Origin of the sequence: Anaerocolumna jejuensis DSM 15929 (assembly GCF_900142215.1) — a bacterium.
Classification (GTDB): Bacteria; Bacillota; Clostridia; order Lachnospirales; family Lachnospiraceae; genus Anaerocolumna; species Anaerocolumna jejuensis.
In genome coordinates this window covers 84517-102166 of record NZ_FRAC01000009.1, presented here as the reverse complement: position 1 = coordinate 102166, position 17650 = coordinate 84517, and the positions used below count along the sequence as shown (strand labels likewise).

The following is a 17650-nucleotide window of genomic DNA, read 5'->3' as shown; positions in this document are numbered from 1 at the left end:
AACGTGATAATAAAAGTAATACAGGAAAGAGGTTACTATGGGATATAAGATTGTATTGGAGGGAAGGGCGGATTCCTTTATGGAAGAGCTTGAGAGGGATTTCAAAAAGGCCGGGCATGAGGTCATAGAGGAAAGTGAAGAAGTGGATATCTTTGTGTACTGCATACATCCGCCTGCATGTGAGGCTATGGATTATAATGCCTTATTAAAAGCATATGATGAAACGGCTTTGGAGCTGCTAAGGAAGGTTTCAGAATATCTGCCCTTACTGGAAAAGGGGAGGAAAAAACGGCTCTGCTTTGTTACTTCGTTGGACTCCAGCATTAACAATACAAGGACGGGAGGCCATTGGGAGAGGATAGTTTCCGCTTCCTGCAATATGGCGGTAAAAACTCTGTTTAACCGCCTGAATCCTCTTGGCTTTACCTTCCGGCTGTTTGCAGTGGAGGATTACAGTGAGCTTTCAGAAGCCTCCTATGCGGCAGGGTATATGCTCCAGGACAGAAGCATGGAGGAAGAATCCCATCAGCATTCCGATGAGAAGAGAATTGTTATCAGAGATAAATACGAACGGGAATATCCCTGGTAAAAGTAAAAACGCAGAAGAAGGTCAGATTCCGGTAAGTTTACAGAGTCTGGCCTTCTTTTTATACTTTCAAGTAGTTGGTATTTCAAGAAGCAGGTATTTCAAGCGGCCTATTTTTATGAAGCGTGTTTTCTCAAGAGGCCTGCATTATATTAAGCTATTCATGAAAGCTGTTTTCATAAAGATTACATCTTGTAGTACTTTCAGCTTGTAATATCTGTGGTAATATCAATTAAATCTTTATAATTCCTTTCGTACCTGCTTTGCTGCTTCGACCATGTGCCTAAGGCTGGGAACAGTTTCTTCCACCCCTCTGGTTTTTAGCCCGCAATCAGGGTTGATCCAGAGCTTTTCCGCAGGGATATTTTGAAGCAGGGTATGAATGGCAATTACGATTTCATCCGTAGATGGGATTCTGGGCGAATGGATATCATATACACCCGGGCCTGCCGCAGTCTGAAAATGGGAGCTTTTAATGGCATTCAGGATAGTGAGGCTGGAGCGGGAAGCTTCAAAGGAAATTACATCCGCATCCATGGAATCGATATCTGTTAGAATATCGCTGAATTCACTGTAGCACATGTGGGTGTGGATTTGTGTCCTGGCCTTTACTCCGCTGTGTACCAGGCGGAAGGCCTTAATTGCCCAGTCAAGATAACCGGTATGCCAGTCTGCTCTGCGAAGGGGAAGCTTTTCCTTTAAGGCAGCTTCATCCACCTGTATTATGGAAAGACCGGAGGCTTCCAGGTCCAGCACCTCATCACGAATGGCAAGGGCTATCTGCAGGGCTATTTCCGATAAGCTTATATCCTCTCTTGGAAAGGACCAGTTCAGGATTGTAACAGGTCCGGTCAGCATACCTTTTACCGGTTTAACAGTCAGGCTCTGGGCATATTTTGACAGTTCCACAGTGATAGGGGAGACTCTTTTAACATCACCCCAAATAATGGGCGGCTTAACACAGCGGGTGCCGTAAGACTGTACCCAGCCCTGTGTGGTAAATAAGAATCCCGACAGGTTTTCACCGAAGAATTCCACCATATCATTCCGCTCGTATTCACCGTGGACAAGGACATCCAGCCCCAGCTCCTCCTGCAGGGAAATGCAGTCTGCAATCAGGGCTTGAAGCTTATTCTGATATTCAGAAAAGCTAAGCTCACCCTTCTTGTATTGGGAGCGGATTGTTTTTACCTCCCTGGTCTGGGGAAAGGAGCCGATTGTTGTAGTAGGAAGGAGCGGCAGCCTTAATACTTCTTTTTGCAATAATTCACGTTCCTGTAAGGACGGAGTTCTTACAAAATCCTTATCTGACAGGAGCTTTATACGTTCTTGTACATCCTTATCACTTCTGTCCGGCCGTTGGCTATGGAGCTTTGCATTTTTCGTAAACAGAGGATTCCCTGTAAAGTCCTCGTCCTGAATTAATATTTCCAGTTCGGCAAGCTCCTTTAATTTTTCCATGGCAAAGGCCAGATATTTTCGTATTTCTTCCGGCAGTTGAAGCTCTTTTTCCACTGTATAGGGGACATGGAGCAGGGAGCAGGAGGTGCTGACAGCAAGCTTAGGGGCAGCTTTTTGTAAAGCGGCCAATGTCTGCAGGGTATTTTCGTAGTGGTTCCGCCAGATATTCCTGCCGCATACAACTCCGGCAAAAAGTACCTTATCCTTTGGAAAGCCATGCTCTGCAATCAGAGAAATATTCTCATTTCCTTCGATAAAATCCAGTCCGATGCCGTCAAAATCCAGCTCCGTGACTTCCTTGTAGCAATCCCTGATATCGCCGAAATATGTTTGCAGCAGAAGCTTTATGCTCCTTTTCTGCTTTAACAGAGGAGTATAGAGCTGCTTTAAGAGGGAAATATCCTTTTCATCAAGGTCTGTTACAAGAATTGGTTCGTCAAATTGAATCCACTCGGCACCAAGCTCATTAAAGCGGAGAAGAAGCTCTTTATAGGCATTCGTTAATTCATCGGCAAGAGCTGAAAAATCCTTTTCTCCGGTATAGGTTGAAAGCTTCAGGAAGGTGAGGGGGCCGATTAGTACAGGCTTCGTCAGGATTCCCTGTGCTTTCGCTTCCAGAAATTCGTCAAAGGGCTTGCTGCCGGACAGGCAAAAATGGATATCCTCTGAGAGCTCCGGTACAATATAGTGGTAATTGGTATTGAACCATTTACGCATGGGCAGGGCCTTTACATCCCCTGCCTTTCCCTGGTATCCCCTTGCCATGGCGAAATAGGTATCAAGGCTGCTTAAGCCCAAATCACTATACCGTTTTGGAGTAGCCCCAAGCAATACGGCAGTATCCAGCATGCAGTCATAAAAAGTAAAATCATTGGAAGGTATCAGGGAAATTCCGGAAGCATATTGGTGCTTCCACTGCTCATCGCGCAGGTGCTTTGCATTTTCCTGTAATTGCGCTTCTGTTATATTTTCTTTAAAATAGTCCTCCGTTAAGAATTTCAGTTCCCTGTTGGAGCCTATTCTTGGATATCCGATTACTGATGTGTACATTTTCTTCTCCTCATCCCCAGATTTCTTCTGCAATTTCTTTTATAAAGCGAAGCTTCTTCCACTGTTCATCCTCTGTAAGGATATTTCCTTCCTCGGTGGAAGCAAAGCCGCACTGGGGACTCAGGGCCAGACGGTTGAGGGAAATGTAGCGGGCCGCTTCGTTGATGCGGGCTATTATCTGCTTCTTATCCTCCAGTGCTCCGGTCTTTGAGGATACCAGCCCAAGTACAACCAATTTTTCACCGGAGACTTCCTTTAAGGGGGTGAAATCACCGGCACGGTCCGTATCATATTCCAGATAGTAGGCAGAAACATTCTCTCTTCCAAGAAGGGGTTCTGCTACGGAATCGTAGCCGCCGGAGCTGGCCCAGGTGGAGTGATAATTTCCGCGGCAGACATGTGTTGTAACAGTCAGGTCAGAAGGCAGGTCCTTAATGGCTTCATTATTCAGGCGAAGGTAGAGCTCCTTCAGCTCCTCTACGTCATATCCCTCCCCGGCCATGAGGCTCCAGAAGTCCCTGTCACAAAGCATACCCCAGGTGCAGTCATCCAGCTGCAGATTCCGGCAGCCAAGGTTATAAAATGCCAGAATAATATCATGGTAGGCCTTTGAGATATCTTCAAAGAGTTCTTCACGATTGGGATAATACTCATCCACTGCCTTTTCGTTCTCCCCTCTGACCAGCTCTGCTAAAAGCTGGGCAGGGGATGGGATGGTCTGTCTTGCCAGTACATCTTCTCCGGCAGCTTCCTTTAAGAAACGGTAATGAGCCAGAAAGGGGTGGTCTGTAAAACGGAGCTTCCCGGAAAGTCTTGCAGAATCCGCTCTGGTTTCTTCTCCGTGAAAGAAATAGCCATGTTCCTGTATCGTATGCTCTATCCCGTCAAAGCCCCAGAAAAAATCCAGATGCCAGTAGCTGCGGCGGAACTCCCCGTCCGTCACGGATTTTAACCCAATCTCCTTTTGTTTTGCAACCAGCTTCCGAATTTCTTCATCCTCAATTACTGAAAGCTCTGCCTGGGTGATTTCTCCTTTGGCAAAATCCTCCCTTGCCTTCTTGATGGCCTGGGGGCGTAAAAAGCTTCCGACAATATCATAGCGAAAGGGGGCAGTTGTCCGTTTGGTTATTTTTTCAGTTGTTATACTCATAAAAAGTTTCCTCCCTGTTCTGAAGTTTTTATCAGTATAGCATGAGAAAAAGATTATAAGGTAACACATTAAAATTATATTGATATATAGTTAGAAACTATAACCTGGATTACACTTCCACAAAAAACTGTTCTGCTTCCGGTGTGATTGGGAACGGACGATGATTTTGGCTTACCTTTCGTGATTTTCTCGTTCGGGGTTTCGAATTCCACTAAAATGCCAGCAGCTGTTCCTGGCAGGTAAAATTATACCAAACTCGCTGGAAGGTTGTATTTGTGCAGGGCTGTGAGCTCAGACAGTGGTATAATTTTACCTAGGAACAGCTGCCGCCATTTAAGTGTCATTAGGGAACTCCTCAATAGAAAATTACGAAAGGTAAGCCAAAATCATCTGGGATTGGCAATAAACTCTTGGACAGTTGTTGTGTTGTTGGAGGCTTTTGGGGTTTTGGGCACAACAAACGCATAAGACCGAATAATGAATATACACAGATGACCAAGGGGGTTGTTTTGAAGTTTTGTCTCAAGAGGTTCCTTATGACACTTAAGCGGCAGGAAACGTGACTAGGTAAAGCAGTGCCACTGTTTGAGCTTGATAACTAACACAGCCATAGTTGTTACAGCGAGTTTGGCACTGATTTGCCTGCCAGTTACGTTTTCTGCCGCTTTAGTGGAATATGGGTTCTCGCGTAACAAAAGTTCAAAACACCCCCCTTGGTCATCGTCCGCTTCCATAGACTTCCTTTTGCTTGCCGTGTGCCCGGACTGTTAAGTCTTGCTATTTTTATAAGATGATGATATCCTTGAAGCTATGATTTAACCGTAAAAACAGTTTGATATCTTTAATTGTTCAAGGCAGCAATGGCAGCAATACTATATGCTGTCCGGTTAATCACTTAAAAGTATACAGGAGGAGAGAGTATGTATCAGAAGATTGATTTTAGTTATAAACCTGTTCTTGAAGGAGAGAAGGTCATTTTAAGGCCCTTTGAAGAAAATGACTGGGAAAGAATGGTGGAAATAATAGCAGAACCTGAATTAAGGCGTTTAACCGGCTCCGTTACCAATGATAAGGAGGCAGAGGAACCGGAAGAAGCAGAGCCAATAAAGGAATGGTACCAGAGCCGAAATGATAAGGATGACCGTCTGGACCTGGCAATTGTTGATAAGAAAAGCAGGGAACTGGTGGGAGAAGTTGTTTTCAATGAATATGATGAATCCACCGGAAATATCAACTTTCGGATTTTAATGGGCCAGAGTGGGTGCAATAAGGGATTTGGGACAGAAGCGATTTCCATGTTTATAAAGTATGGAATGACAGAGCTTAAAGTACATAAAATCGGGCTGGAGGTATATAGCTTTAATCCAAGAGCCGAAAGGGTGTACCAGAAAGCCGGATTCGTTCTGGAGGGTGTAAAGCGTGAGGATTTTAGCTATAACGGTGAATACTTTGATACCAGAATATATGGAATGTTAAAAGAAGATTATTTCAAAGGATAAGTGTTAAATAGAGGAAACAATGAGAATTATAATATCACCTGCCAAAAAAATGAAAACAGACACGGATACCCTTGAATATCATGGACTTCCCAGATTTATGGAGGATACCGGTATTCTGCTGTCCCGTTTAAGGGAATTAAGCTATGAGGAAGCTAAAAAGCTGTGGAACTGTAATGATAAAATTGCAGCCTGCAATTATGAAAGGCTTGAAAAGATGGATTTGTGCCGTAATCTGACACCGGCCGTCCTTTCCTATGAAGGAATCCAGTACCAGTATATGGCACCCCATGTTTTTGAGTCAAAGGAGCTTGCCTATATTAACGAGCATCTTAGGATTCTATCAGGATTTTACGGTTTATTAAACCCTTTTGACGGAGTTGTCCCATACAGGCTGGAAATGCAGGCAAGATTAACCGTCAGCGGCTGCCGTTCCCTGTATGAATTCTGGAATAAGCGGTTAGCCGAGCAGCTTTTTTCAGAGAGCAGCTGTATTATCAACCTGGCTTCCGCGGAATACAGCAAATGCATTTCCGCTTATTTACCGGAGAAAGCAGACTATATCACCTGTATCTTCGGGGAGCTGATAGGCGGTAAGGTCGTGGAAAAGGGAACCCTTGTAAAGATGGCAAGGGGAGAGATGGTACGTTTTATGGCGGAAAACCGGATAGAAGACAGGAAGAAGTTAAGAGAATTTGACAGGCTTCAATTTACATATTCAAAGGAACTGTCGAATAGAAATACCTATGTTTTTCTAAAGGGTAAGAAATAAAATTATCGGAAACGAAGGTTGCCGTGGCTTTTGAACAAGCAAGCCACGGCAGTCTTTTTGTCAGGAAGAAAAATCTTTGTTAACCGGTGCAGGTAACAGCATTTTTAACTGGTTTTCATAAATCCATTTGGGACTGTATTTTTTACGTATATTCATCCTTGCAGTGACAATATTATTATGTTCCATTGCCATCAGGATTCTTTTGCCGTTATCTTCATAATAAGCTTTTTCGCTGGGGGAATAGGTTTCTTCGGTGGAGAATCCAAAGTTTCTGGCATCCCAACGTAAGAAGCAGGCTCCTAAATCTTTTCCCAGCTCCTCTAAGGCTGGAACTGCTTCATTCAGCACCAGATAATTGCCCCTGCTGGCAGCCTCTAATACTGTCAGACCAAAGGATTCGGAATAGGATGGGCAGATATAGAGGTTGGAGAGTGTAAACAAATCCAGAACCGCATACCGTGGCAAGCCGTTAGGAAAGCCGTAATCACTGGTAAAAATCATATCATCTGACTTAAGGCCGAAGTACATACCCTTTTCTTTGATTTGTTTTTTATATTGGGCTACAGGAATATCCATGGACGGAAACTCACAAAAAATAACTTTTATCTCATAAGTACTGATACTTTTTAAAGCACCGGCCAGCATAGCCACCTTTTCAAACTTTTTGCCTGTTGTGAACCTTCCGGGATAAACAATCAGGATATCGGGGCTAAGAAGGTCTACCTGTCTGCCCAGTGCTTTTACTTCCCCGCACATATTGTCCAGGATATCAAGGGAATTGTTCAGTACATGGCACCTGTCCATGGGAACCCGGTATTGTCTGGATAAGGCTTTCAGTCCGCAGCTGGTAGGATAGACATAATCGGTATTGGGAAGAGGTGAATATCTGGCGGAATGGGGCCATGCCACCTGGTTTCCCACCTGGCTTTCGTCAGGGAGGGAATGGGTCATGGCAATAAAGCGGAGCCCTGGCAGGCGCTCTGCAGCGTATCGTACAGCCACATTGTGAAGCAGGTGCCAGCCCTGAAAGAGGATATCATGAAGCATGCACACATCCAGCCCCTGTAGTTTATCTGTAAGATCCCTTCCGATTGTCTCTGCTTCTTCCAAAAAAGTATCATGGATTACTGCCTTAGGCGAACTGTAATCGTGCCAGATTATCTGTTTATCCTGATAATGGTTGCATACCTTTACCCATTCAATTCTGGGGTCCAGATAGATGCCCCAGCGCTCTTCCTCCTTTAAGTCCTCACTTACCAGCAGCCTGACCTCAATTCCCTGCTCCAGCAGCATTTTTATATGGTCGGCTACTACATTTACCAGGGAATATATGGTGGCGAGACCGTTGAACATTGTCAAAATACCTATTCTCATTGTACTTACCTGTCTTTTTGCTTACTATAGGATATGCAGGAGGCCAGGCTTATTAGAAAGGGAAATGATGGCAGCAGAGTGAAAGGGTAAAGATGCATCAAAGACAGATTGGCACATTTTGTAAATTGCTGTCATAAAATGATATGGCAGCAAAGAAGCTGCTTTGATATCATAGAATCTTTTTAACCCGGGAAAGGGGTCATTATGAGAATATTTAGAAAAACAAGAATATTACAGCAGTGTGCGGATTTGGCCCAGGCTTCAGAGTATAATCTGTTTACCCTTTCAAATGCAGTGCAAAATAACAGTGATATCGAAGGAAGGGCAGCCATTGGAGGAAATGCGGTATTTTCTTCCTTTGGTGTAGGCTCAGCATTATGCAATCCACCTGCTACTCCCTGTCCGGCTTACGGGACGGACCCTACACTGGTGGTCGGCGGCGATTTAGTATGGACAAACGGAGAAAATATCAGCGGTAATACGGTTATGTCATTCATAGGAAGCTATAACGTAACAGGTGTTTCCTACAATAATGCCGAAGCTGGTCAGCAGCCTGTAATAACAGGTGATTTGCCGGTTGACTTTCAAGCAGCCTTTCAATATTTTAAATGTGCAGCAGGCAGGTGGGCAGATGAATTCAGTCCGGAAGGTACCACAATTGTGATTAATTGTTTTGGAAATGTATTTCTTGTAGGTTTGAACAAGGACATCAATATTTTTCATATAAGTACGGATAGTGTGGCACCTCCCGCCAATGTAGCCGGCTCGGGGAATAACACCTTTGAGACCATCTCAAGCCTTACGATTATTGCACCGGGAGCATCTACTATTTTGATAAATGTAGAGGGTAAAACAGTTAATTTCGGGAATTACGGGATTCTAAGAAGCACAAATGTACCGGCAGCTTTACCGGTACCTTCAGTAGATTCCTGTAATCAACTGCAGCAGGGAGTCGTACCGATAATTGCTCAAAAGAGGCTTATATTCTGGAACTTCTTTCATGCTGAAACCATACTGACAGCAAATGGAAGTTTCCAGGGAACCGTATTCGCACCCAATGCTACGGTCTATACGACCGGTGGTAATATAGAGGGAAACGTGATAGTTGATGGATATCTGCCAAATGGAGATGCCGCCAATCATACGGAAGTGCACAATTATCTCTTTAACGGATGCCTTCCGGTGGTGGATTGCAGTGCAACCACGAGCAGTACAACAACAAGCAGTACCACATCAACAAGCAGCAGTACGACGAGCAGTAGCACATCAACGAGCAGTAGCACATCAACGAGCAGCAGTACTTCAACAAGCAGCAGTACTTCAACAAGCAGCAGTACTTCAACAAGCAGCAGTACTTCAACAAGCAGCAGTACATCAACGAGCAGCAGTACCTCAACAAGCAGTAGCACAACAACAAACAGTAGTACAACAAGCAGTACGACGACAACATATCCGTACTACAGTATGACCTTCTGCCCATGCTGTGCCCATGAGCTGGTTGTATGGAATTATGCCTGTTCCATGTACTATTATTGCCCTCATTGTGATTATAGTTTTATAGAAAACTTTGGCTGCTAACCGGCAGGCTCTTATAAAATACTGTTAAGCAGCGGCAGAATTTCAATATTTATGCTTCTTCCACTTATAAGCTGGTAAATAACGTAACTGGAAGGAGCATTTTTAGTGTCATAAGGAACCTCTTGAGACAAAACTCCAAAACAACCTCCTTGGTCCTCTGTGTATATCCATTATTTGGTCTCATGTATTTGCTGTGAAGAACTAAATATTAAAACTGCTTGAAGAACTAAATATTAAAACTTGATTTCGAAAAAAATATATGCTATTATTTAGAAATTAAATGAAATACGATGAAAAGGAATAGTAGACCTTAGAGAAAGATCAGAGACCTGTTGGGTGGTGTGAAACAGGATTTTAAAGAGGTTGAACTCGCCTTGGAGTAGCTGGCTGAACATAGATGTAGGCTAAGACGGAAGCCCACCGTTACAGGGGATAGATATAGACTACTGATGTATCGAAAAATAATAAAGAGTGGTATAGCAGAAGAACTTCTGTCTCTTGCAGGGATAGAGGTTTTATTTTTTGCAGATAAGCTCTTTGGATATTGATTTTTGATAATGCCTGGCAGTCTGTATCAATAGAGTGCATGCATCGGCATGAATAAGAGTGGTACCGCGAAATCCCCCTTCGTCTCTTAAAACGTAAGGGGGATTCTCATATGGAAGGAGATTTTTTATGCGTATCAACTATTCAAGGAAAACCGATGTTAAATGGCAGAAAATATGGGAGGAGTCCGGAATTTACCGCTTTCAGCCGGATTCCGCCAAAGAAAAGCTTTATTTGATGGAGATGTTCTCTTACCCTTCCGGAGCCAAATTGCATATAGGCCACTGGTGGAATTTCGGCATTCCTGATATTTGGGGAAGGATGAAGAGAATGCAGGGATATCAGGTGTTTCACCCTATGGGTTTTGATGCCTTCGGCCTTCCGGCAGAGAATTATGCCATTACCAGTGGCATTCACCCGAAGACCTCCACCGAAGAGAACATCAGAACAATGGAAGAACAGCTTAAAACAATCGGTGCCACTTATGACTGGGATTATGAGATAAAGACCTGTGAGCCGGAATACTACCGATGGACACAGTGGTTATTTCTTCAGTTATATCATAGAGGGCTTGCATACCAAAAGAAAGCCCCCGTCAACTGGTGTCCCAGCTGCCAGACAGTACTTGCCAACGAACAGGCAAAGAACGGAGAATGCGATCGTTGCGGCTCCAAGGTCATTCAAAAGGATTTAACACAATGGTTCTTCCGTATTACCGAGTATGCAGAAGAATTGTTAAGCGGATTGGATTCTCTGGATTGGCCGGAGAAAACGAAAGCTATCCAGCGTAACTGGATTGGGAAAAGCAAGGGAGCGGAAGTTATGTTTGAAATAGAAGGATGTGAAGAAAAGCTTCCGGTTTATACTACCCGTGTTGATACCTTAATGGGAGTTACTTATCTGGTGATGGCCCCTGAGCATTCCCTCATTCCGGCAATTACTTCCGAGAAACAGAGAAAAGAAGTGGAAGAATATCAAAAAGCGGCTGCTTTGCTTACAGAACTGGACAGAACCTCTGCCATGAAGGAGAAGACAGGAGTATTTACAGGTGCCATGGGAATACATCCCTTAACCGGCAGGAAAATACCTATATGGATTAGTGACTATGTTATTGCCAGTTATGGAACAGGGGCTGTCATGGCAGTACCTGCCCATGATACCAGAGATTATGAATTTGCGGTGAAATATCAGCTGCCCATTTTACAGGTAATAGAAAGAAGTAAAGGGGGAGAGCGTCTTCCCCTTACAGGGGCAGGCATCTTGGTGAACAGCGGAAAATTTACGGGATTGTCTTCGGAAAAGGCCGGAGAGAAAATTACAGCGGATTTATCTCTGAGGCAAGCCGGAGCCAGCAGAACAAATTACCGGTTAAGAGACTGGCTGGTCTCCAGACAGCGCTACTGGGGAGCCCCGATACCTATAGTATACTGTGAAAAATGCGGAGTAGTACCCGTTCCTGAAGAAAAGCTTCCTGTAACACTGCCTTTTGAAGTGGATTTTATACCAGGAGGTGAGTCACCTCTTGCGGGAAATAAGGAATTTACGGATACAGTCTGCCCCTGCTGCGGCGGAGCGGCAAAAAGGGAAACAGATACTCTTGATACCTTTGTTTGCTCTTCCTGGTATTATTTAAGATATTTGGACCCTCATAACCAGAAGGCACCCTGGGATATTGAAAAGGCTAGACAGTTTATGCCCATTGATAAATATGTAGGAGGGATAGAGCATGCTGCCATGCATTTATTATATGCCAGGTTTATTTATAAGGCTTTAAGAGATATGGGGTTTGTAGAGGGTTCAGAGCCTTTCAGGTCTCTGGTACACCAGGGAATTATACTTGGTCCAGATGGACAGAAAATGAGCAAGTCAAGAGGAAATACCATTTCGCCGGATGGATATATAGAGGAATATGGATCAGACGTATTCCGCACCTATCTTTCCTTTGGCTTTTCCTATCAGGAGGGAGGAACCTGGAAGGATAACGGTATCAAAGCTGTGAAAGATTTTTTTGATAGAATAACCAGGATGGTTGAGAATTTTCAGGAGCGAAAGAAAGAAACCGGGATGAAGGGAAGAAATTATGAGGAAGGCTTTGATGAAAAAATAGATAGGATGCAGCACAGGGCTATAAAGGCCGTCACCCAGGAACTTGAAAAATTTCAGTTCAACACTGCTATTGCAAGATTAATGGAATTCCGTAGAGTCATTGTGGAATACCAATCTGAGAAAAAGGAAAGTACTGCCTTTGAATTTAAGCTGATTACCTGTTTCATTAAGCTTTTTGCTCCTTTTGCGCCTCATTTTACAGAGGAAATGTGGGAAGAGCTTGGTATGAAAGGTTCTGTTTTCGACAGCAGCTGGCCTGTATTTGATAATAGTAAGGCGGAAGGCGATGCCGTGGAAATTGTTGTACAAATCAACAGTAAGAATAGATGTAAAATCAGTATTGGAAGCCATGAAACGGAAGAAGCGATTAAAATGCAGGCACTGAACCAAAAAGAAATTATTGCTGAATTGGAGGGTAGAACAGTACGCAGGATAATATATGTAAAAGCCAGGCTTATAAATATTGTAGTTTCTTGATGAATGTTCTGACAGGTTATTAGGAAACAAAAGATAAAATAATCCGGATGGTAGGCATAGTCATCGACAATGGGAACCCCGCTATTGACAAACAAATGATAAAATAATCCAGTCAGGTTGTGCTGTTCTGATACTGTTTTTTTAAATGACAACGATAGCCGGTAATTCACCTGCAAATGAATATTGAAAAAGATAACGTGATTAAAATAATTAGAAATCAAAGTATTCATAACATTTTAATAGTATACAGACGGCACGGCATAACTGTAAGGAGCATTTTCATCCAAAAGAATTACTTGTAAAGCAGATAAGAAATGAGTAAAATTTTATTTATCAAAATATGATTGGAGATAAAATAATGGAAAAGACATATGAATTTCTAAAAAAATGCGGAACCTACTATATTGCAACTATTGATGGAGACAGGCCCAGAGTAAGACCTTTTGGAACAGTTCATATATTTGAAGGTAAGCTTTACATTCAAACCGGTAAGATAAAAAAAGTTTCAAAACAAATGCATGCAAACCCCAATATTGAAATCAGTGCCTTTATCGGGGATAAATGGATTCGTCTGGAAGCAACAGCTGTGGAAGATGAACGTCTCGAGGCTCAGCAGAGCATGTTAGATGAATATCCTTCCTTGCAGAATATGTATAAAGCAGGGGACGGAAATACGGAAGTATGGTATTTAAAGGATGCCGCTGCCAGGATTATTTCCCTGGGAGGAGAGGTAGTTACCGAGAACTTTTAGCGTTAAGAGCATATAAGCTAAAAGAAGGAGGATAGAAGTATGTATTTTAAACACCAATTGGGCCTTCAGGATATAGCGGGAAGAAAAATAAATACCAGAGAGGCTGTGCGGGCTGTAATCCTTTTGGAAAATAAACTGCTTCTGGTGAAAACGGTCAGGGGAGATTATAAATTTCCAGGCGGCGGTAGAAAGGCAGAGGAAGATGACAGGGAGGCACTGGTACGTGAAGTAAAGGAAGAAACAGGGTTTAGAGTAACAGAGGTTAGGGAGCCGGTTGGTGAGATTATCGAAAATTATAAGGATGCCTGCGAGCCTGAGTCAGTATTTCGCATGACCTCTGCATACTATCTCTGTGAGATATTCAGGGAAGGGGAGAAACAGCAGCTGGATGATTACGAGGCGGAATTAGGTTTTCAGCCGGTTTTTATCGGAGCCAGGGAGGCTTTAAAGTTGAATGAGGAGATATTCGCAAGGGAGATGGAGCACAGTAACATATTTCTTTCCAGAGAGATTTGTGCCCTGAAAGAAATAATAAAATTTATTTGAATTCCGGCGGCCTTTCAGATATACTCTACTCTATATGTGTTTGCCAAAAGGAGAAAGCAGAGTCTATGAGGTTCTATTTTGCCCCGTTAGAGGGAATTACAGGCTATATTTACAGGAGTGCGCATCATGCTTTTTTTGGTAAGGTAGATAAATACTTTTCCCCTTTTATCACCACCAACCAGGACGGAGCCTTTAAAAACAGAGATATTAATGATATATTGCCGGAGAACAACAAAGGGCAGGTATTGATTCCACAGCTGCTTACCAATAATGCGGGAGATTTTATCCGTGCCGCACAAAAGATAAAGCAGCTGGGCTATGAGGAAATCAATTTGAATCTGGGATGTCCTTCCGGGACAGTGGTAGCAAAGTATAAGGGCTCGGGGTTTCTGGCCCGTAAGGAAGAACTGGACAGGTTTCTGGAAGAAATATTTACAAATCCCGTAATGAAGATATCCATAAAGACACGGATTGGAATAGAATTTCCGGAGGAATTTTATGAGCTTCTTCGGATATACAACAAATACCCTCTGGAAGAGCTTATCATTCATCCAAGAGTGCAGAAGGATTATTATAAGAATAAGCCCAATAAGGATGTGTTCCTGGATGCCCTGAGTACCAGCAGGAATCCTGTCTGCTATAACGGGGACCTCTTTACGCTGAGAGATTATCTGGAATTCATACAGGAATTCCCAGAGGTCGGGACAATAATGCTGGGAAGAGGGCTGATTACCAATCCGGGACTGATAGAGCTGATAGAGGAAAAGAAACAGCCCGGCAAAGAAAGAGTAAGGGAATTTCATGACAGGATATATGAAGAGTATCAGGAAATCCTTTTTGGCGACAGGAATGTCCTATTTAAAATGAAGGAAATATGGATTTACATGGCCGCTTTATTTACGGATTATGAAAAATATTTGAAAAAGATAAAAAAGGCCGAGAAGCTAAGGGACTATGAAGAAGCTGTAAACAGGCTGTTTGGAGAGCAGGAAATAGAAGAGCCTGTTATTCTGTCAAGGTAAGCCCATAAAGCTGTATCACTGCCTTTAATTCCCGGATATAGGCTCCCGCCTGCATACTGAGCTGTATCTGATGGTTGGCAATCCAGCCCACCTGAATTTCATCCTCCACTTTCAGCGGAACCGATTTGATATTATCCCCATTCAGGTCTGCGCTGACAATACCGGTGGAAATAGTATAGCCGTTAAGGCCGATTAAGAGATTGAAAAGAGTAGCCCTGTCACTGACATGGATACTCTTTTTCCGGTATACGGTGCTAAGGATTTCCTCGGAAAAATAAAAGGAATTATATTCTCCCTGTTCAAAGGAAAGATAAGGATAATCCTGTAAATCTTCAAGGGTCACAAAGGGCCTGTCTGCCAGAGGGTTCTGGGAGCTGACAAAGATATGGGGCTTTGCCGTAAACAAGGGATGAAAGACCAGGCGGTTTTCCCGCAGCAGCTTCTCAATTACCTTCCGGTTAAAGGGATTCTTATACAGAATTCCTATTTCACTTCGCAAATTCTTAACATCCTCTATGATTTCATGGGTTCTGGTTTCCCTCAAGGTAAATTCGTATTCGTCTGACCCGCTTTCCCTGATCAGATTTACAAAGGCATTGACGGCAAAGGCATAGTGCTGGGTAGAGATGGAGCAAAGCTGTCTGGAAGGTTTTTTGCTTAAGTAGCGCTGTTCCAAAAGCCCCGCCTGTTCCACGACCTGGCGGGCATAGCCTAAGAATTCCGCTCCGTCTACGGATAGGGTAATCCCCTTGGGAGTTCGCAAAAAGAGGTCAAAGCCGATTTCTGTCTCCAGCTCCTTTACGGCATTGGACAGGCTGGGCTGTGTGATAAACAGCCGCTTGGCTGCTTCGTTAATAGAACCGCAGTTTACGATTTCAATAATATACTTTAATTGCTGCAAGGTCATAAGCCTGCCTCCTGCCATTTTTGAATAGGAATATTATATCACATAACCGGATTTTAACAAAGCCTGTTCGGAAATCGCTGAACTTGTTCGAAAAATCGCTGAACTTGTTCGGAAAATCGCTGAACTCGTTCGAAAAATCGCTGAACTTGTTCGAAAAATCGCTGAACTCGTTCGAAAAATTGCTGAGCTTGCTCAAAAATCGCTGAACACGTTCAAAAAATCATTGAACATGGAAAAATAAAAGAGACAGAATTCTCATATCTTCCTGTCTCTTACTACCTATATAATACCACAAAACCTAGAAATTTTCAAGTCTTGTAATAGATTGGAAGCTGACCTATAATGAGATACTACCTTGGAAGGAGGTTTTTATATGGAGGACAATTTATTTGAATTGATGCAGTTAAAGAAGCAGGAAGAAGAAATCAGGTCATTGGTGGCAGTTAATGAAAAAACGGAAAGCTTCGGCCTTACACTATCCTATGAAGATGCGAAGGAGCTGGTTGTCATGCGGAATGACAGCCTTAAGAGCAGCCAGCGGATCGAATTCGGAGATGGCATCTTGCAGAAACTTATTTTTCAATTTTGTGACTCCCAGTATATTAACCAGGATAATTACCTTCAGACATTGACAGATCTTCAGGACATCTTCTATCAGTTCAAGAATGAAGCCGAGGATAATCTGACAGATGATGAATTGATTACTTTTATGAAGGAGCAGTTTGAAGAAGTATGTACCGGGGATACGGAATATCTGGCAGGAACCTGTCTTGAAAAATTTGCAGAAGCTGTACGGGCAGGCTACGATGGATATAAGGAGACCGGCGGACACGGAGAATACGGCCAGTTCGATGATGTGGTACGGTGGGATAAGGATTTATATTTATCGGTACTGAAAGAACTTTTTTGGGATTAACGGGAGGATAAATGGAGTACGAGATGGAAGAGCTTTTGCCTCTGGTAGAAAAGCTGACATATAAATATACCTCCGGTGACAGCAGCTCAGTCACCTACGAGACAGCCAGAATGCTGATGGAAGCCATACTTTACTGCATGGAGGAGTATGACAGGGGTAAGGAATTTGGTATCAGGACAAAGGAGAAAATCAATGCGGAAACTGCCTATAAGCTTGGGTTTGATGCAGTGACAGCAAAGGTTTATAAAACAAAGGAATTTTATAATGCCCTGTTGGAGGAGTTTAAGGATTACGGCTGCAGGAATTTAAGGGATACGGTTCTGGAAGGAATGCCATCCTTTTTCCTGTGGTATGATCCGAAATTCAAGCCCCAGGACCACATTCTTACCCTGGATTATCCTACTTTAAGACCCGTAAACGAGTTATGCGGAGTGGATGCTATCTACAATTATCTTCAAGCTATCAAAATAGAAAATGATTTCTTAAAGGCTTTTGATACTGCACAGGTGGAACAGCTTCTTGAAAGAGTAATGCCTGATTACAGGAACCTGTATTATGACAATATAGCCTATGCCGTATTGCTGATGGTCGTAGGATGTATTGCAGCCAGGAAGCCGGTAGGCAGGCTGTTTCTTTCCGAAGGGGATTTAATGGCTGTAAAGCAGTTTTTCAAAGACGACAGCGAAGAAACAGCAGAAAAAAAGATAAACAGCCTGCTTACTGATATGTTTCAGAAGGTATTTGGTGATGACGGGGAAATGGAGAGGTATTTCAGCCACTTGGGGAGGGAATATGCAACAAGGATATTAAACGGCATCAGGCATGATTCCTTGCCTGCTACCTTTTACCTGCCGGAATTTTAACAGTCTGCGATGGAGGAACTCTTCCCTGTAGGTATTTGCAGCATAAACA

Annotated in this window: 15 protein-coding genes and 1 other annotated feature; of the genes, 10 read left to right on the top strand and 5 right to left on the bottom strand. The window is 43.2% G+C overall.

Features of this window, described 5'->3' with window-relative positions; translation table 11 throughout:
* The first annotated feature begins 37 nt into the window (after positions 1-37).
* The gene (locus BUB77_RS08395) at positions 38-589 is read left to right on the top strand and encodes a Rossmann-fold NAD(P)-binding domain-containing protein (RefSeq protein ID WP_073274778.1); all 552 of its coding nucleotides are present in this window, start codon (positions 38-40) and stop codon (positions 587-589) included.
* Between the two features lie 237 nt (positions 590-826).
* On the opposite strand, the gene metE is transcribed toward BUB77_RS08395, so the two are convergent.
* The 3 genes from metE to BUB77_RS29840 all read right to left on the bottom strand — a co-directional run bounded on the left by metE (position 827) and on the right by BUB77_RS29840 (position 4981).
* Positions 827-3097: a 5-methyltetrahydropteroyltriglutamate--homocysteine S-methyltransferase gene (gene metE / locus BUB77_RS08390; protein WP_073274777.1), complete on the bottom strand. Its 2271-nt coding sequence runs from the start codon at positions 3095-3097 to the stop codon at positions 827-829.
* A 10-nt stretch (positions 3098-3107) separates the two neighbouring features.
* Positions 3108-4247, bottom strand: coding sequence for a 5-methyltetrahydropteroyltriglutamate--homocysteine S-methyltransferase (locus tag BUB77_RS08385; RefSeq protein ID WP_073274776.1), 1140 nt, complete (start codon positions 4245-4247; stop codon positions 3108-3110).
* Positions 4248-4810: 563 nt separating this feature from the next.
* A complete protein-coding gene (locus BUB77_RS29840; protein ID WP_170866616.1) occupies positions 4811-4981 on the bottom strand; it encodes a hypothetical protein in 171 nt (56 codons plus the stop codon).
* A 186-nt stretch (positions 4982-5167) separates the two neighbouring features.
* Between BUB77_RS29840 and BUB77_RS08380 the strand changes: the two genes are divergently transcribed.
* Both BUB77_RS08380 and yaaA read left to right on the top strand, forming a co-directional pair.
* On the top strand, positions 5168-5746 hold the full coding sequence (locus BUB77_RS08380) for a GNAT family N-acetyltransferase (protein WP_073274774.1): 579 nt from the start codon (positions 5168-5170) through the stop codon (positions 5744-5746).
* Between the two features lie 19 nt (positions 5747-5765).
* Positions 5766-6515, top strand: coding sequence for a peroxide stress protein YaaA (yaaA, locus tag BUB77_RS08375; protein WP_073274772.1), 750 nt, complete (start codon positions 5766-5768; stop codon positions 6513-6515).
* 60 nt (positions 6516-6575) lie between these two features.
* On the opposite strand, the gene BUB77_RS08370 is transcribed toward yaaA, so the two are convergent.
* A complete protein-coding gene (locus BUB77_RS08370) occupies positions 6576-7889 on the bottom strand; it encodes a glycosyltransferase (RefSeq protein ID WP_073274770.1) in 1314 nt (437 codons plus the stop codon).
* Positions 7890-8093: 204 nt separating this feature from the next.
* Between BUB77_RS08370 and BUB77_RS08365 the strand changes: the two genes are divergently transcribed.
* The 5 genes from BUB77_RS08365 to BUB77_RS08345 all read left to right on the top strand — a co-directional run bounded on the left by BUB77_RS08365 (position 8094) and on the right by BUB77_RS08345 (position 14915).
* The gene (locus tag BUB77_RS08365; RefSeq protein WP_073274768.1) at positions 8094-9467 is read left to right on the top strand and encodes a choice-of-anchor A family protein; all 1374 of its coding nucleotides are present in this window, start codon (positions 8094-8096) and stop codon (positions 9465-9467) included.
* A 281-nt stretch (positions 9468-9748) separates the two neighbouring features.
* Positions 9749-10105, top strand: a binding site (T-box leader).
* Between the two features lie 37 nt (positions 10106-10142).
* Positions 10143-12596, top strand: coding sequence for a leucine--tRNA ligase (gene leuS, locus BUB77_RS08360; protein WP_139241138.1), 2454 nt, complete (start codon positions 10143-10145; stop codon positions 12594-12596).
* 358 nt (positions 12597-12954) lie between these two features.
* Positions 12955-13347 carry a pyridoxamine 5'-phosphate oxidase family protein gene (locus BUB77_RS08355; RefSeq protein WP_073274766.1) on the top strand — a complete coding sequence of 131 codons (393 nt, stop codon included), beginning with the start codon at positions 12955-12957 and terminating at the stop codon, positions 13345-13347.
* Positions 13348-13386: 39 nt separating this feature from the next.
* Positions 13387-13893 (top strand): NUDIX hydrolase, encoded by a 507-nt coding sequence (locus BUB77_RS08350; protein WP_073274765.1) that lies wholly within the window; start codon positions 13387-13389, stop codon positions 13891-13893.
* 65 nt (positions 13894-13958) lie between these two features.
* Positions 13959-14915 carry a tRNA dihydrouridine synthase gene (locus BUB77_RS08345; RefSeq protein WP_073274763.1) on the top strand — a complete coding sequence of 319 codons (957 nt, stop codon included), beginning with the start codon at positions 13959-13961 and terminating at the stop codon, positions 14913-14915.
* Here BUB77_RS08345 and BUB77_RS08340 read toward each other — a convergent pair.
* Positions 14899-15822: a LysR family transcriptional regulator gene (locus BUB77_RS08340; protein ID WP_073274761.1), complete on the bottom strand. Its 924-nt coding sequence runs from the start codon at positions 15820-15822 to the stop codon at positions 14899-14901. The genes BUB77_RS08345 and BUB77_RS08340 overlap by 17 nt on opposite strands.
* Before the next feature lie 373 nt (positions 15823-16195).
* Between BUB77_RS08340 and BUB77_RS08335 the strand changes: the two genes are divergently transcribed.
* Positions 16196-16738, top strand: a complete 543-nt coding sequence (locus tag BUB77_RS08335; protein WP_073274759.1) for a DUF6323 family protein — start codon at positions 16196-16198, stop codon at positions 16736-16738.
* 11 nt (positions 16739-16749) lie between these two features.
* Positions 16750-17601 (top strand): DUF6179 domain-containing protein, encoded by an 852-nt coding sequence (locus BUB77_RS08330; protein ID WP_073274757.1) that lies wholly within the window; start codon positions 16750-16752, stop codon positions 17599-17601.
* Positions 17602-17650 lie beyond the last annotated feature (49 nt).

What these genes read in the sequence shown, in the direction of transcription:
- BUB77_RS08395 (WP_073274778.1), top strand. Translation starts at nt 38, where the DNA reads ATGGGATATAAGATTGTATTGGAGGGAAGGGCGGATTCCTTTATGGAA.
- metE (WP_073274777.1), bottom strand. Translation starts at nt 3,097, where the DNA reads ATGTACACATCAGTAATCGGATATCCAAGAATAGGCTCCAACAGGGAA.
- BUB77_RS08385 (WP_073274776.1), bottom strand. Translation starts at nt 4,247, where the DNA reads ATGAGTATAACAACTGAAAAAATAACCAAACGGACAACTGCCCCCTTT.
- BUB77_RS29840 (WP_170866616.1), bottom strand. Translation starts at nt 4,981, where the DNA reads ATGGAAGCGGACGATGACCAAGGGGGGTGTTTTGAACTTTTGTTACGC.
- BUB77_RS08380 (WP_073274774.1), top strand. Translation starts at nt 5,168, where the DNA reads ATGTATCAGAAGATTGATTTTAGTTATAAACCTGTTCTTGAAGGAGAG.
- yaaA (WP_073274772.1), top strand. Translation starts at nt 5,766, where the DNA reads ATGAGAATTATAATATCACCTGCCAAAAAAATGAAAACAGACACGGAT.
- BUB77_RS08370 (WP_073274770.1), bottom strand. Translation starts at nt 7,889, where the DNA reads ATGAGAATAGGTATTTTGACAATGTTCAACGGTCTCGCCACCATATAT.
- BUB77_RS08365 (WP_073274768.1), top strand. Translation starts at nt 8,094, where the DNA reads ATGAGAATATTTAGAAAAACAAGAATATTACAGCAGTGTGCGGATTTG.
- leuS (WP_139241138.1), top strand. Translation starts at nt 10,143, where the DNA reads ATGCGTATCAACTATTCAAGGAAAACCGATGTTAAATGGCAGAAAATA.
- BUB77_RS08355 (WP_073274766.1), top strand. Translation starts at nt 12,955, where the DNA reads ATGGAAAAGACATATGAATTTCTAAAAAAATGCGGAACCTACTATATT.
- BUB77_RS08350 (WP_073274765.1), top strand. Translation starts at nt 13,387, where the DNA reads ATGTATTTTAAACACCAATTGGGCCTTCAGGATATAGCGGGAAGAAAA.
- BUB77_RS08345 (WP_073274763.1), top strand. Translation starts at nt 13,959, where the DNA reads ATGAGGTTCTATTTTGCCCCGTTAGAGGGAATTACAGGCTATATTTAC.
- BUB77_RS08340 (WP_073274761.1), bottom strand. Translation starts at nt 15,822, where the DNA reads ATGACCTTGCAGCAATTAAAGTATATTATTGAAATCGTAAACTGCGGT.
- BUB77_RS08335 (WP_073274759.1), top strand. Translation starts at nt 16,196, where the DNA reads ATGGAGGACAATTTATTTGAATTGATGCAGTTAAAGAAGCAGGAAGAA.
- BUB77_RS08330 (WP_073274757.1), top strand. Translation starts at nt 16,750, where the DNA reads ATGGAGTACGAGATGGAAGAGCTTTTGCCTCTGGTAGAAAAGCTGACA.